At 42.6% G+C, this 14291-nt stretch carries 13 protein-coding genes; 3 read left to right on the forward strand and 10 right to left on the reverse strand.

Annotated features, from left to right (window positions below; translation table 11 throughout):
* Position 1: 1 nt before the first annotated feature.
* From CWB60_RS18005 to CWB60_RS18015, 3 genes are read right to left on the reverse strand one after another with little or no spacing between them, the layout of a single operon-like run.
* The gene (locus CWB60_RS18005) at positions 2-727 is read right to left on the reverse strand and encodes a response regulator transcription factor (protein ID WP_055255381.1); all 726 of its coding nucleotides are present in this window, start codon (positions 725-727) and stop codon (positions 2-4) included.
* A 58-nt stretch (positions 728-785) separates the two neighbouring features.
* On the reverse strand, positions 786-1520 hold the full coding sequence (locus CWB60_RS18010; protein WP_138579763.1) for a spondin domain-containing protein: 735 nt from the start codon (positions 1518-1520) through the stop codon (positions 786-788).
* Positions 1521-1531: 11 nt separating this feature from the next.
* Positions 1532-2233 (reverse strand): spondin domain-containing protein, encoded by a 702-nt coding sequence (locus tag CWB60_RS18015; protein WP_024032094.1) that lies wholly within the window; start codon positions 2231-2233, stop codon positions 1532-1534.
* A gap of 181 nt (positions 2234-2414) precedes the next feature.
* Between CWB60_RS18015 and CWB60_RS18020 the strand changes: the two genes are divergently transcribed.
* Both CWB60_RS18020 and CWB60_RS18025 read left to right on the forward strand, forming a co-directional pair.
* Positions 2415-2780 carry a DUF4870 domain-containing protein gene (locus CWB60_RS18020; protein WP_024032093.1) on the forward strand — a complete coding sequence of 122 codons (366 nt, stop codon included), beginning with the start codon at positions 2415-2417 and terminating at the stop codon, positions 2778-2780.
* A gap of 55 nt (positions 2781-2835) precedes the next feature.
* Complete coding sequence (locus CWB60_RS18025) at positions 2836-3270, forward strand: YqaA family protein (RefSeq protein WP_024032092.1); 435 nt, start codon at positions 2836-2838, stop codon at positions 3268-3270.
* A 2-nt stretch (positions 3271-3272) separates the two neighbouring features.
* Here CWB60_RS18025 and folX read toward each other — a convergent pair whose 3' ends face one another.
* The 7 genes from folX to ycaO form a co-directional block, all read right to left on the reverse strand.
* Positions 3273-3629, reverse strand: coding sequence for a dihydroneopterin triphosphate 2'-epimerase (gene folX, locus CWB60_RS18030; protein WP_024032091.1), 357 nt, complete (start codon positions 3627-3629; stop codon positions 3273-3275).
* A gap of 2 nt (positions 3630-3631) precedes the next feature.
* Entirely contained in the window at positions 3632-4186 is a 555-nt protein-coding gene (folE, locus tag CWB60_RS18035; protein ID WP_138579762.1) for a GTP cyclohydrolase I FolE, read from the reverse strand.
* Positions 4187-4210: 24 nt separating this feature from the next.
* Positions 4211-4930 carry a dihydromonapterin reductase gene (folM, locus tag CWB60_RS18040; protein ID WP_138579761.1) on the reverse strand — a complete coding sequence of 240 codons (720 nt, stop codon included), beginning with the start codon at positions 4928-4930 and terminating at the stop codon, positions 4211-4213.
* A 117-nt stretch (positions 4931-5047) separates the two neighbouring features.
* Positions 5048-5884, reverse strand: coding sequence for an NAD(+) synthase (gene nadE, locus CWB60_RS18045; protein WP_055255384.1), 837 nt, complete (start codon positions 5882-5884; stop codon positions 5048-5050).
* A 69-nt stretch (positions 5885-5953) separates the two neighbouring features.
* Complete coding sequence (locus tag CWB60_RS18050) at positions 5954-6580, reverse strand: YceH family protein (RefSeq protein ID WP_121636792.1); 627 nt, start codon at positions 6578-6580, stop codon at positions 5954-5956.
* A gap of 41 nt (positions 6581-6621) precedes the next feature.
* The gene (locus tag CWB60_RS18055; protein ID WP_138579760.1) at positions 6622-9984 is read right to left on the reverse strand and encodes an ATP-binding protein; all 3363 of its coding nucleotides are present in this window, start codon (positions 9982-9984) and stop codon (positions 6622-6624) included.
* Between the two features lie 114 nt (positions 9985-10098).
* On the reverse strand, positions 10099-11859 hold the full coding sequence (gene ycaO, locus CWB60_RS18060; protein WP_138579759.1) for a 30S ribosomal protein S12 methylthiotransferase accessory factor YcaO: 1761 nt from the start codon (positions 11857-11859) through the stop codon (positions 10099-10101).
* Between the two features lie 146 nt (positions 11860-12005).
* Between ycaO and CWB60_RS18065 the strand changes: the two genes are divergently transcribed.
* Positions 12006-14291 (forward strand): penicillin acylase family protein, encoded by a 2286-nt coding sequence (locus CWB60_RS18065; RefSeq protein ID WP_138579758.1) that lies wholly within the window; start codon positions 12006-12008, stop codon positions 14289-14291.

The raw sequence follows: 14291 nt of genomic DNA on the forward strand, positions 1-14291 counted from the left end.
CTTAAGTAAGTTGGCTTGGATTTAGTTTGTAGCCAACGCCCCAAACGGTTTCGATAATAGGCGCTTGATGATGTAGCTCAAGTTTGGCGCGTAACCTATTTATATGTGAGTTAACGGTATGCTCGTACCCGCTGTGCTGATACCCCCATACTTTGTCGAGCAATTGCTGGCGGCTAAAAACATGGTTTGGGTGGCGAGCAAAATATACCAGTAAATCAAATTCAGTGGCGGTGAGGTTAAGTGCTTGTTCGTCTAAATAAACTTGATGTGAGCTAAACTCAATATTGAGTGAGCCAATATTTAGCCTTTGTTCGCTGCTCGGGCTGTCGTTTTCGTTATTTTGAATTGCTAGAAGCTGTGAGCGGTGGCGTAATTGTGTTTTAACGCGGGCTTGTAATTCGCGAGCAAAAAAGGGTTTGCAAATATAGTCATCAGCACCCATTTCAAGGCCAATTACACGGTCCATATCGCTACTGAGCGCGGTAAGTAAAATAACGGAAATGGTAGGGTAGTGCTCTTTAATTTTACGGCATAAGCTTAAGCCATCCATTTGTGGCAGGTTTATATCCAGTAAAATAAGCCCGTAAGGTTGTTTTGCTATTTTTTTAAGTGCGAGCTCAGCGCTTACAACATGATCAACATGCAAATTTAACGCAGCAAGTTGAGTTGTTATTAATTGCCCTATTTCTCTGTCGTCTTCTACTACCAGTATTTTTTCGTGCCGCATAGTTAACCTCGTAAAAAAGGGACATCCGTGTCGCCTCACATCCCCATTACAAGCTGTTTTACTGTGTACGAGTGATCACGATTTTTGATACTGGGTTATCAAACTTATGTTCAGCACCTAGTGCAGAGGTTGATAAGCCATCTTGATTAGACACAACACCTGGGTGCATTGTGATTATATCGGCAATATCGTCGCGTATTTCGTTAAACCCTTCGCCGCCAGCAGCGGGACCAGGCACAGTGTCAGCTGTTTCTGTATTCGCCTCCGTACCTGCATCGTAAACGGGCGTCGTTCGTGATATTGAACTGCCTACTTCCAATGTTGATACATCTACAGAACTAAGACCGGTAAAAGCGTCATTTGTATTCCCAAGCATGGCAGCAAAAGATAAATTAAGAACATCTTGTGCATCAACTAAAAGGGTTACAGAGGTTGTTTCGCCAGGGCCAATGCCGCCTTCAGCCGAGGCTGAAGCAAGTGCATTTTCATCGCTAAGGTACTCTTCATTAGCGCCGCTTTCAGCAATCATTTCTAAACCAACAGAAGCCGTCTCACCAAATTTCCATGGTGGGGTTTCATCAAATGCAATGACCGAGAGTGGTGATAGTGGTTGTCCAGCCGTTAAGTTACTAAAAGTGATAGTAAACTCATAAACAACAGGTTCGGGCTCTACAACAACCACAGGTTCTTGCTCTTCAATAGAGTCGTTATTATCGTTATCGCCACATGCGGATAGTGAGCTGGCTAACAGTAAAATAAGCGCACTTTTTTTAAAATTAGAAAGAGATGACATAATTAACTCTCCTATTTAACCGTCACAGTTAATTTTGCAACGGGGTTTAACCATCTGTGTACAGTGTTATTCAAATCACTGTTTCCACCTTCTAGGTCATCATCGCCAAGGGCCCCTGGGTGAATGTGCACCATCGTATTTGTATCGCCAGTTGTAATACCTGTGCCGTTAGTACCAGCTTGGCCGCCCGGCGCAGCAGGGATACCTAATACACCAGGTGCACCCGAGCCTTCTACTACAAGTTCGTTATTTGCTTCTGTACCTGCATCATAACCATTGAGGTAAACAGTGTAGGTGCCTGCTTCTGTTGGAACTTTCCAGCTATCAAGGCCTACAAAGCCATCATTGGTTGGCAGTAACATAGCCGCTACAGATAGGTATTCGTTGCCATCGGTAGTTGTGAGCTCTGCTGTTGCAGACGCCGCGGGTGCTAAAAGGCCTGCCGCTGGGTTTTCTGCAATATCGCTGCTCGATGCTGACGCTTGAGTAACAAGTGCTGATATATCGCCGCCTTCAGCCATTGCTTGCAGTGCAGCAGAGGCTTCGGTTGCAACTTCAAATAGTTTATCTTCGCTATCGTGTGCTGTTATTAGTACCGGTGTAAAGTAAAGGCCTTTAGTAAGGTTAGTAATTTCTACTTCTAGCTCTGCTGCCAATGTTGATTGGCTAGCTACTGCTAAAAGGGTTGCAACTGTAAATGCTGAAGCTTTCATTATTATTTCCTGTAAGTGATGATTCAGACTAAGTATTGAATAACCACCTCAAGAAACTCTCACAAAGTTATCACTTTTTTATCACAGCGGGTTAGGGCGTGTTATTTAACAATATAGCTGCCTCTATATAGACACCTGCTCAATAAAAAGGCAGTATGTATTAACTAATAAGGAGAGCGTAATGGAAGAAAATCAACAGCTTGAGCCGTTATCAAAAGACGAAAAAACATGGGCTATGCTTTGCCATTTAAGCGCTGTAGCCGGTTTTGTTATTCCGTTTGGCTCTATACTTGGGCCATTAGTGGTATGGCTTATTAAAAAAGATGAAATGCCAATTGTCGATTTACACGGTAAAAAATCGCTTAATTTTCAAATTACTATGGCTATAGCTTACTTTGTATGTTTTTTACTAGTCTTTGCCGTAATCGGCCTCGTTTTGCTGCCTTTAGTGGCTATTTTTTCTTTTATCATGGTGGTTTTAGCCAGTATTAAAGCCAACGAAGGGAAAGAGTTTAATTACCCACTGAGTCTAAATTTGATAAAATAAATGACGACCCTTTAATAAACCCAGCTGTATGCTGGGTTTTTACTTTAAGTACTTAATGCTTTATATCACCTTATTTTTTAGTGCGTTTGTGTCCGCTACTTTATTACCAAGTTCTTCAGAAGTGGTACTTGTTACCATGATAAGCCAAGCAAAAGCTAATCTGTGGCTGCTGTGGTTAGCCGCTACTTCAGGTAATGTGCTAGGAAGTTGTGTTAATTATTGGTTAGGAACTCATGTGCTACGTTTTAAGCACAAAAAATGGTTTCCGGTATCGGCCAAGGGGCTTGAAAAAGCGCAATCTCAATTTAAAAAATATGGGGTATATAGCTTACTGTTTGCTTGGCTGCCGATTGTGGGCGACCCACTAACGGTAATTGGCGGCATATTTAAAGTGCGTTTTAGTCTGTTTTTATTATTAGTGAGCATTGGCAAAGGCGCGCGGTATTTAGCCGTTATTGCCCTTGCCAGTGGTGCACAAGCGGTTTTGTAAAGTTACTTTGACCAATCAAGCGTGAGCGAAACTGAGTCGGCAAAGCGCAGTGCATGCGGTTTATCTACTCTGGCTTTTGCGTAATGTACGCTTGGATGTGTATGGCATACTGCAAGTATTTCGGCAACCAGCTTTTCAAGCAACAAAAAGTGCCCTTGCTCTACTAGGTTTATCACCTCTTTGGTGATCACTTTATAGTTAAGCGCTTGGTCTACTTCGTCTGTTTTACAGGCGTCATCAGCAGGGTAGTGAATTTCTAAATTAATCACTACATCTTGCTTTTTTTCCCGTTCTTCTGGGTTAAAACCAATAAATGTACGTAAGCGTAAGTTGGTTACGTTAATAATTGCGTTGGCCATAATTAACCCTTAATAAGCTGTAAAAACTCGTTACGCGTTTTAGAGTCACTTCTAAAGTTACCTAGCATTACAGAGGTACGCATACTTGAGTTTTGCTTTTCTACACCGCGCATCATCATACACATGTGTTTAGCTTCAACAATAACACCTACGCCTTTAGCACCGGTTACTTCTTCAACTGCTTTAGCAATTTGATGAGTAAGTTGCTCTTGTATCTGAAAGCGACGAGCAAACATATCAACAATACGCGCAAACTTAGATAAACCTAGTACTTTGCCATCGGGAATATAAGCAATATGGCAACGACCAATAAAAGGTAATAGGTGGTGCTCACACATAGAGTAAAGCTCTATATCTTGGACAAGTACCATATCGTCAGCGTCTGAGCTAAATACCGCATTATTGGTAATTTCATCAAGCGTTTGACGATACCCTTTGGTTAAATACTCCATGGCTTTTGCTGCACGTTTTGGTGTGTCGAGAAGACCTTCTCGGCCTGCATCTTCACCCACAGCGGTAATAATTTTTTGGTAGCTTTGCTTTAAATCGTCATGCATAAATTTCTCAGTTTAATGTGTGTTCTACTTTAAATGGCGGCCGCCATCAACAGGCAAAGCGCGGCCTGTGATGTAGTGGCTGCGCAGTAATAAATCAATACTATTAATAATTTCTTGGCAACCTGGCTCTATACCCATAAGAGATTTTTTAAGGGTTTTAGCACGGTAAGCCTCGTCATCGTGCTGATTAAAAATAATCAACGATGGCGCAACCGAATTCACCTTTATGTTTGGTGCGTACTTAGCGCTTAACGACTTGGTTAAGTTATCAAGTGCAGCCTTACTTGCGGCATAGGCAATGTGCTTTGGGCTACCTGTTTCAACAACGTAATCGGTAAGATGAATAATGTCAGCCGGTGTGCGAGCATCAGCTTGGTATGCCATTAATAGCTGTGCACAGGCATTATTAATTAAATACGGTGTTTTGGCATGAATGCGCATCATGTTATCAAACAAACTCGAAAAATCAGGGTTACTGGCTTCGCAGTCCCAGCTGGAGGCATTGTGCACAATGGCACGTAAAGAGTGAGTTTGCTGTTTGAGTGTTTCAATAAAGCTAGCTATACCGGCATCGCTGCTAAAGTCGGCGTGTATACATACGGCGCCTTGTTGTTCTAAGTCGTCGACTGCATCGTGGCGCGTACGATAGGTAATAATAATAGCTTGGCCTTGCGATAAAAAGTGCTTAGCAAGCGCAAGGCCAATACGTTGACCAGCGCCTGTTATTAAAATAGGAGATGTCATGTAATGCAGTTTTCTCTTTGGCAGGCGTTAAAATTAACTATAAATCAATTTTTTGTTTTACGTAACAATACGGTGAATAGATCAGCTAGTGCATATGCAGCACTAGCTGTTTAGCCGTTATAAATCATCGTAAATAGTCGGAATGGGTTGGCGCTTATGCTGAGTGCGAACATAAATATCAGTTAGCTTTTGCTCAACCTCTGCAGCCACCGGCTTGCCTTCTAAAAAGTCGTCAATTTGATCATAGCTCAGTCCTAATGCTTCTTCATCGGTGAGGCCTGGGCGGTCACTTTCTAAATCAGCTGTTGGGGCTTTTGTTACTAATAGCTCTGGCGCACCTAAGGCAGTTGCAAGTGCGCGAACTTGACGTTTTGATAAGCCAAATAATGGGGCTAAATCGCATGCGCCATCACCAAATTTGGTGTAAAAACCAGTAATGTTTTCAGCGCTGTGATCGGTACCTACAACGAGGCCTTGGCAAAAACCAGCTATTTCGTATTGCGCTACCATGCGTTGGCGTGCTTTTACATTACCTTTTACAAAGTCAATTTTAGCTTGCTCAGGTAGCTCTTCACCACTGCCTACTACCGCCGCCATAGCTTGCTCGTGTAATGCATCGGCAGCAGGTTTTACGTTGACGGTCATGCGTTTACTTGGCTTGATAAAATCAACGGCCATTTGCGCTTCGTCTTCATCTGCTTGTACACCGTATGGCAAACGAACCGCAATAAATTGGTACTTATTAGTGTTTTGCTCTGCGTTTAGTTCATCTACGGCTAATTGGCACAAGCGCCCGCAGGTCGATGAGTCAACACCGCCGCTAATTCCAAGCACTAGCGATACACTATGGGCTGCCACTAAACGTGCTTTTATAAAGTTAACTCGACGGGTAATTTCGGCGTTTACATCAATAGTTGGCTGAACTTTCATTTCAGCCATAATTTCGGCGCGCATGGCCAGCTCCTCGTTATTTAATAAGTTGTTTTTAAATAGGCTTACATTATCTGGTTTAGTGGTTATTAATTAAAGTCCTAAATGTGCTTTTATACGGCTAAGCTCGGCTTTTAGTTCCTCAATTTCTGCAAGTAACTCGTTAATTTCATCGTTTTTAACTTCTGCGACTTCTGTAGCTGGCACTGGGCTTGGCGCTACTGCTGGGTCAGCAAAAAGGTGCATGTAGCGACTTTCTCGTTTGCCGGGCTCGCGCTCAAGCTTTGTTACGTAGTCATCTTTTGCTAACGCGCTCAGGGCAGTTTCTACTTCGCTAACGTTTGTAAAGTCAGCTAGGCGAGCGCTGCGCGTTCTTAGCTCACCGGGTGTTTGTGCGCCGCGTAACAGCAGTAAACATATAATTGCCCGTTGCTGCGTGCTCAACTGTAAGCTACTAAATTCTGTATTACAAAAACGGTGATCGTATTTATTAACTCGTCCCGAAAGCCCTTCGTCTAGCGTTACAAGGCGCTGACTTATGAGCTCATCCAGTGTTTGTTGCACCTCACTTTCGCTCAAGTTTACAACAGGGTCTCGATTTGATTTTTGGTTACACGCATTCGTCAGTGCGTTCAACGACAGTGGATAATGCTCGGGCGTAGTGCTTTGTTTTTCTAAAAGGCAGCCAATAACGCGCTGCTGATTTGCTGATAAATGCATGGCTTTTCTTTATTAGTAAACAGTATTTTTAGCTTACACCTTTATTGTGTACCAAGCCATTGTTGTAATTTAGGTTCTAGTGCTGCGGAATCTAAAGGTTTGGTTAAATAATCGTTCATTCCTGCATCGAGGCACTTCTCTTTGTCGCCCTGCATTGCGTTTGCCGTTAAAGCAATGATTGTAATATGTTTATTATGCTTGCCCGCTTTGCCTTCGCGTATAGCTTGCGTGGCTTGGTAGCCATCCATCACGGGCATTTGGCAGTCCATTAAAACTAACTGGTATTTTTTGTCTTGGCTGCTGTTTAGCTTATCTAGTGCATCTTGGCCGTTTTGTGCAATATCAAAGGTAAGCCCAACTTGTTTTAACAACGCTGAGGCCACTACCTGATTTACTTTGTTATCTTCGACTAAAAGCACTTGTGCGTGCGCTGATATTTCTTTGGGCTTTTCGGTTAACTCATTTTGCAGTTGTGCTTGGCGCTGTTGTTGCTCAATGTATTTATCGTTAGTGAGTGAATCAAATAAATCTGATGGGGTGAGCGGTTTAAATATCAGGCAGTCTATATTTATGCCAATGTTGTTATGCTCTTGCGAATAACTCATCGGTGCCATAACAACCAGTTTGCTTTGCTTGGTGGTTACTCTGTTTTTTAATGTATTTATTTGTGGGTGCGCAGCTTGCTCAAAAAAATGATAATCGACTAGCAATGCATCTGGCTGGGTATCGCAGTTATCAAAATAATTAATGATGCCGCTATAGTCATTTAAAATATTAACGTGTGCGCCCCAAACGCGTAATTGTTTGGCGGCAATATTGGCGTTAAGTGTGCAGGCATCAATAATTAAAATATGTTTGTTATTAATTAAGTGGCTGGGTAAATCTTGCGCTTTAGTTAAACGTGGCTGTATTTTTATAGAAAACGAAAAAGTACTGCCTTCATTTAGCATGCTGGTTACGCTTACTTCGCCTTCCATGAGTTCACAAAGCTGCTTAACAATAGCTAGGCCAAGGCCTGTGCCGCCAAACTGGCGGGTGGTTGAGGCATCGGCCTGAGTGAATGAGTCGAATAAAGTTTTTTGTTTTTCTGCGTCTATTCCTATGCCGGTATCAATAATAGAGCAATGTAAAAAACTGCCATCGGTGGTTTCATCTATCTGCGCGGTCACCAGAATTTGCCCATCAATAGTAAACTTAACGGCATTGCCAATCAGGTTATTTAAAATTTGACGCAACCTATTCGGATCGCTAATTATTTCGCTGATAGTAATTTGGGTGGCATCTAAAATGAGATTGGTATTATTTTGCTCCACTTTAAGCGCAAACGACTCAACAACTTCACCAAGTAATTTAGGTAAGTTAAATTGCACATTTTCTATATCAAGTTTACCTGCTTCAATTTTAGAAAAGTCTAAAATGTCGTTAATTATATTTAACAGCGACTGAGCTGAAGATTGTGCAAGCTCAATATGGTGCTCCTGCTGTTGGTTGAGCTGAGTGCGCTTGATAATATTTAGCATGCCCAGTACGCCGTTCATGGGGGTTCTTATTTCGTGGCTCATACTGGCTAAAAATTCACTTTTAGCCATTACAGCTTGCTCTGCAGCTTCTTTGGCGGTGACTAGCTGTTGCTCTGTTTCAATACGTTGCTGACTTGAATGCAAGCTGCCCACGAGGGCGGCTACAGCAATTAAAAAGCTTTCTTCGTTACGTGACCACGGGCGCATTGAAGCACATTGCTCAGCGCATACTATGCCAATGGAGCCACTTCCCGCCGGTATGATTGCGCACAGCATGGCATTAATATTGAGCGGCGCAAAGTAATGCGCTTTAAGGGGTTTTAGTAGTGGGTGATTTTGGGCATCACTGGTGCTAAACACTGCGTGTTTTTCTATGGCTTCAAAAAAATCTGGCGCCTCTTTTTTAAGCCATACCGCATTATTATTACCCATTCTGTTTTCAATATTATGGGCTGCTATAGGACTCAATGAGGTTTTTGAGCTATTAAAAAACCAAATACTGGCTTGCTCAATGTTTAATGCATGGCAAATAGATTCAGTAATAACTTGTTTAGATTGGCTTAATTGGCCACTTAAAATAAGGTCGTTGGCTGTAAGCGACGCTAAAATTTCGTTATGTAGGGCAATTTTGCTGTTTTCAAGCTCAATACGCTTACGGGTATCAATATTTTGCAATGAGCCAAATATTCTTACACAGCGCTCGTTTTTTCGCTCAGCTTCACCATGAATAAGCACCCACATTTCGCGCCCTTCAGAGTCAATTACTTCAAGTTCGGCTTCGTAACTTTTGCCTTCTTTAATTGCAGATTCAACCAGCTGAGTGATACGTTCTCTGCTTTCACCGGCTTTAAAGTAATTTAAATTTGTAGGCCAAGTAGGCTCTTTATTTAGCGGGTACTTAAATATTTTTTTGGTCATATCTGACCAATACACTTGTTTGGTTTCTAAATTAAATGACCACGCCCCAATTTGGGCAAGATCACTCATTGCCTCCAGCATTTTTTCGTTTTGTTGCTGGCGGTTTAGCATTTTTAAAAAGAATAAGAACGCCCATATTAGTAATCCGCAAATAATTATAATGGCGATTCTAAGCGGCCATATAGTTGAAGGTGCGGGGCTCCAACCTTCTTTAGGGGCTACGTATAATTGCCAGCTTCCCCCTTGAAAATTGAGCGTAAAATCAAGCGGCTCTTGTGAGGTTATATTGTTATTGCCATAAAAAAACTCGCCTTTTTTTCCTAAACCATGACGCCCTTGAATAGCAATGTTGTAGTTTTTTTCAAGCTCTTTTATGCCTGAGTTTTTGTATACTTTTTCAATGTCGAGCACTACCGATAACAACCCCCAAAAGCGGTTTTCGGGCGGAATATAAACAGGCACTCTGGCAATAAGGGCAATGTCGCCTTGCACTAGTTTAAGTGGTCCTGCCATAACAATAGTATTGGTATCACGGGCTCTAATGGCATCTAGGCGTTGGTTTTTGTTTTCTAAAAAGTTTAAGCCAATGGCTTTTTCGTTACCTTTTAGTGGGTAAGACATACGAATTATCATGTCGGGTGCACCACCAATATGGCGCAGCTCACTGGAGGTTTTAAACAAAGGCGCGGCAATTTGCTCAAACCGTGCTTGTTGTAACTCAGGTTCAGCTGATACAGCAACCGCTAATCCACGAACAAGCTGAATGTTTGATACCAAGGTGGCTTCGAGTTGTGCACGGTATGTACTTACTTGAGATAAAATTTGTAGGCGGTGGGCGTCTTTTGCGCGATTGTAGTTAATTCTATCTAACACAATGCTCACTAATATTATTAGCGTAAGCGATAACCAAAAGGTCAGCTTATAGTTGCTAATAGTGTTTTTTTTGTTGTTATTTTTTGGCGGCATTGGCTAAGTCATGCTGTTATTTTAGGCAATTTAACTATAGCTAATTTATTGTATAAATAAAAACGGCGCTGATAAATTAGCGCCGTTTTATTTTTATAATTAGTAGTTTAACTATTAAGCATCGGTTACTTCACGTGCCCAATGGTTTTGCTTAGCGACATGTAACTTACGGTAACCATCAAGTAGTGCTGCATGCTTTTTAAAGCCTTCAAGCGATAAACCAGGGAAGGTTAAACCATTAAATAATTTACGGCCTTCTGCTATTTCAATAGCCAGCGTTACGTTATCGCTGCCAAACATTAAACCCAGTGCATCTTGGTAGTCGGCGTAGTCGCGCTCGTCATCGTATTTAATTTCAAGAATGGCTTTTAAACAGCGGAAGTGGCGCATTGCATCTTCGTTTACTTGGCCTGTGTGTAGTATCCAGTCTACCCAATCAATGGCTTCTTCGTTGCCTGCGGCTAAACATAAGTGCGCTTTAAGCTCACCAATACGCAGTGTATGCCATGGTGTGTCGGCATCGGTGGCAAGGCCAATAAATTCAGCAGCACGGATAATATCGCTGTGGCCTGCTTCTTCTAGGCTGTCGTAAATGTCCATCCACTGCTGCGCATTGTACTGATCAAGCGATAGGAATGCTTCACGGAATTTAGCGCCTTCGTTGTTGTTACGCCAAATTAGTTCATCTACTGGGTAAATGTCTGACATACCTGGTACTAAAATACGACATGCATACACGTTTAAGTGTGTGTAATCCATAATGTAAATGTCGTGGCCCATGCTGTGAATTAAGTCAGTACAGAAGTTGTATTCTTGCTCTGTAGTACCGCTAAAGTCCCAATGAACAAAGTCAAAGTCAGCGTCAGCACGGAAAAAGTCATGCGAGATTAAACCGCTTGAGTCGATAAAGTGCAGCTCAATGTTTTCAGGCGTTGCAACTTCATCGTTGTCAAAAGTAGCTGGTTGGAACACATCAAGTTGATCAAGGCGACGACCTTGTAGTAACTCAGTAACGGTACGCTCAAGTGCAACTTCAAATGATGGGTGAGCACCAAATGAGGCAAACACAGAGCCATCAACAGGGTTAATAAGCGTTACGCTCATTACAGGGTATTTACCGCCAAGTGATGCATCGGCAATACGTAAATGAAAACCATGGCTGCGTAGCTCTTCACACGCTTCGTGAATTTTAGGGTATTGCTTTACAACCTCTTCAGGGACGATAGGTAAACAAATACCTTCTGCGATAATACGGTTTTTAATGGCGCGCTCAAATACTTCTGATAGCCCTTGTACACGTGCTTCAAACTTAGTATTACCAGCGCTCATGCCGTTAGAAACAAAAATATTACCAATTACGTTTACCGGAATGTATACGTCTTGGTTATCGCGTTGGCGCGTGTATGGCAATGTACAAATGCCGCGCTCGTTATTACCTGAGTTAAAGTCAAAAAGGTGTGAGGCATTAAGCTCACGCTCTGGGTCAAAGTAATCCCAAAGGCTTTCGTCCATTATGCCCTCTGGCACTTCATTGCCTTCAACTTTAAACCATTTCTCATTTGGATAATGAGTAAAGTCGCTGTTTGCAAATTCTTCACCTAGGTAAAAGTCGGCAAAAAAGTAATTACAGCTTAATCGTTCAAAGTATTCACCTAACGCAGAGGCGATAGATGCTTTATCGGTTGCGCCTTTACCATTGGTAAACATTACACCGCAGTCGCTGTCTTTTATATGAACTGAATAACAGTTAGCTACAGGGTTAAGCCAAAGTGCTTCTTCAACATTGATGTTTAGCGCTTTTAACTTGTTTTGCATGGTAGAGATAGACGATTCTAGGTCGCGGTCTTTACCTTTGATAAATGTTTTTTCAGTCATATGAGTCTCAACTAGATCTGCACAAAATGTGGAATGGCTATTATCGTGGATTTTGATGTTTATTTCACCCTTTGCGAGTAAGAACATTATTATTTAATAAAACTATGGTTATTATATGTGCAACAAATGGTGCAAAGGACAAATTAATGTTTAAAGTAATCAAATGGCTAGTATCACTCGTTGTGGTTTTAGGGTTAGCTGGCACAGCGCTTGTATATGGCGTATTAAGTTTAAGTATGCCCACACTTGATGGTAAAGGCCAAAGTACAGCAATTAATAAGCCGGTTACTATTTCGCGTGATGCGCTAGGGCAGGCGGTTATAAAGGCCGAAAACCGCAATAGCGCGGCATACGGGCTAGGCTATGCGCATGGGCAAGACCGTTTTTTTCAAATGGACCTATTAAGACGTAACGCCGCAGGTGAGCTTAGTGAGTTATTTGGTCAAGCGGCCCTTGGGCTTGATAAAAAAATGCGCTTTCATCAATTGCGAAAACGCAGCCGCGCTATATTAAACACCTTACCCGAAAGCGATAAACAACTATTAAACAGCTACGCCCAAGGTGTAAACGAAGGGCTGGCACAAGTTGGCTTTGCAAGCTTTGAGTATTTACTTACAGGCGGAGCGCAAAAACCATGGCAAAGTGAAGATAGCCTATTAGTTATATTTAGCATGTACCTTGATTTGCAAAGTGCCACCTTTGAGCGAGATGAAGCTCTCATACATATTGAGCAAGCATACGGGCAACACATGGTTGATTTTTTAACACAACCTAGCCAATACCAAGCGGCGCTTGATGGCAGTAAACTTGCCCCGTTTACAGGCACCATTCCTCAACTTCCAGAGCAAGCACAGCACACGGTTAAAAATATTCAGGCAAACCAAGAGCGCGGCAGCAATAACTGGGCAGTAACCGGTGCGCATACCCAAACGGGTGCAGCCATGCTCTCTGACGATATGCATTTATCTATGGCGGTGCCGGTTATTTGGTACAGGGCACAGCTTAATTACACGCAAAATGGCGAGCAAGCTCAAGTAACTGGCGTATCGCTACCTGGCGCACCCGCTATTGTGGTGGGTACCAATAATAAAATCGCTTGGGGCTTTACTAATGGCTACATAGATACCGCTGATTGGATAGCGCTAAATGATGACAGTAAAACATGGCAAGTCAATGAGCCTATCGCACTGCCTAATGGCGACGTGGACGATTACTCATTAACCATGAGCGAATACGGCCCAGTAAAATATATAAATAAACAGCCTTATGCACTTAGCTGGGCTGCACACCAACTTTATGCTGTAAACATGGATCTGCTAAAACTAGAGCAAGCCACTAGTGTAGATGATGCGCTAGATGTAGCAAGCGATGTGGGTATTCCTGTACAAAATTTAATGGTGGTAGATAGCCAAGGCAGTGCTGCATGGCAACATATTGGGGCTATACCGGCGCGTAAAACACCGAGTGAGCTAAGTGTTAATGCAAACGAATACTCACCCGACTGGCAGCAAAATGAGCATCAGCGCCCTTATGTTAAAAACCCGCGAAATGGGCGATTATGGACAGGTAATTCCCGCGTGGTGTCGGCCACTGATAATGCACGCTTTGGTAATGGCGGGTACGCGCTAGGGGCACGTTCAAGCCAAATTCGTGATAGATTATTTGAAAAACAAAGCTTTGCTGAGAGCGACTTTTACGCGCTACAGCTTGATAACCAAGCCCGCTTTTTAACGCCATGGCACACATTGCTACTTAATCAGCTTAAAAAAGACAAAGCCAAAAACGCACAGTACATAAGTGCACTTGAAAACTGGCAGCAATGCGCATGTGCAAGCTCGGTAGGTTATACCTTAGTTAAACACTACCGCAGCACATTAATTAATACCGTATTTACAAGCATGGAGAACAAACTCAATGAGCAAGACGCCACGCTTAAATATGTAAAACGCGATCTAGAACCAGCTATATGGCAGCTTATTAAGGATAGGCCGGGCTCATGGGTAAACCCTGAGTATAAAAATTGGGACGAGCAGTTATTAGGTGCATTTAGCCAAACAGTGACAGCACTTGGGGCTGAGTATGGGGATAACTTACAAAATTGGCAGTGGGGTAAAGTAAATGCGCTTAATATTGAGCACCCGTTTGCTAAACAAATGCCCATACTGGCTAAGCTTTTAAATATGCCTGTAGCGCCAGCTTTTGGCGATAGCTACATGCCCGCCGTACAAGGCAAAAGCTTTGGTGCATCGCAGCGCTTTATTGCCCAACCTGGGCATTTAGAAAACGCCATTATGGCAGTGCCCGGTGGGCAGTCGGGGCATCCGCTATCCGCGTTTTATCGTGCAGGCTTTAGTGACTACATTGAAGGTAAGCACACGCCTTTACTACCACAAACGCTAATACATCAAATAGTGATAGAGCCAGCACTATGA

The sequence above is a fragment of the Pseudoalteromonas sp. S327 genome (genome assembly GCF_005886415.1).
Lineage (GTDB): Bacteria > Pseudomonadota > Gammaproteobacteria > Enterobacterales > Alteromonadaceae > Pseudoalteromonas > Pseudoalteromonas atlantica.

Excerpts from the sequence above, each read along its gene's own strand:
- CWB60_RS18065 (WP_138579758.1), top strand. The coding sequence starts at position 12,006 with ATGTTTAAAGTAATCAAATGGCTAGTATCACTCGTTGTGGTTTTAGGG.
- CWB60_RS18055 (WP_138579760.1), bottom strand. The coding sequence starts at position 9,984 with ATGCCGCCAAAAAATAACAACAAAAAAAACACTATTAGCAACTATAAG.
- folE (WP_138579762.1), bottom strand. The coding sequence starts at position 4,186 with ATGCATGACGATTTAAAGCAAAGCTACCAAAAAATTATTACCGCTGTG.
- CWB60_RS18005 (WP_055255381.1), bottom strand. The coding sequence starts at position 727 with ATGCGGCACGAAAAAATACTGGTAGTAGAAGACGACAGAGAAATAGGG.
- folM (WP_138579761.1), bottom strand. The coding sequence starts at position 4,930 with ATGACATCTCCTATTTTAATAACAGGCGCTGGTCAACGTATTGGCCTT.
- folX (WP_024032091.1), bottom strand. The coding sequence starts at position 3,629 with ATGGCCAACGCAATTATTAACGTAACCAACTTACGCTTACGTACATTT.
- CWB60_RS18020 (WP_024032093.1), top strand. The coding sequence starts at position 2,415 with ATGGAAGAAAATCAACAGCTTGAGCCGTTATCAAAAGACGAAAAAACA.
- CWB60_RS18025 (WP_024032092.1), top strand. The coding sequence starts at position 2,836 with ATGCTTTATATCACCTTATTTTTTAGTGCGTTTGTGTCCGCTACTTTA.
- CWB60_RS18010 (WP_138579763.1), bottom strand. The coding sequence starts at position 1,520 with ATGTCATCTCTTTCTAATTTTAAAAAAAGTGCGCTTATTTTACTGTTA.
- ycaO (WP_138579759.1), bottom strand. The coding sequence starts at position 11,859 with ATGACTGAAAAAACATTTATCAAAGGTAAAGACCGCGACCTAGAATCG.
- CWB60_RS18050 (WP_121636792.1), bottom strand. The coding sequence starts at position 6,580 with ATGCATTTATCAGCAAATCAGCAGCGCGTTATTGGCTGCCTTTTAGAA.
- nadE (WP_055255384.1), bottom strand. The coding sequence starts at position 5,884 with ATGCGCGCCGAAATTATGGCTGAAATGAAAGTTCAGCCAACTATTGAT.
- CWB60_RS18015 (WP_024032094.1), bottom strand. The coding sequence starts at position 2,233 with ATGAAAGCTTCAGCATTTACAGTTGCAACCCTTTTAGCAGTAGCTAGC.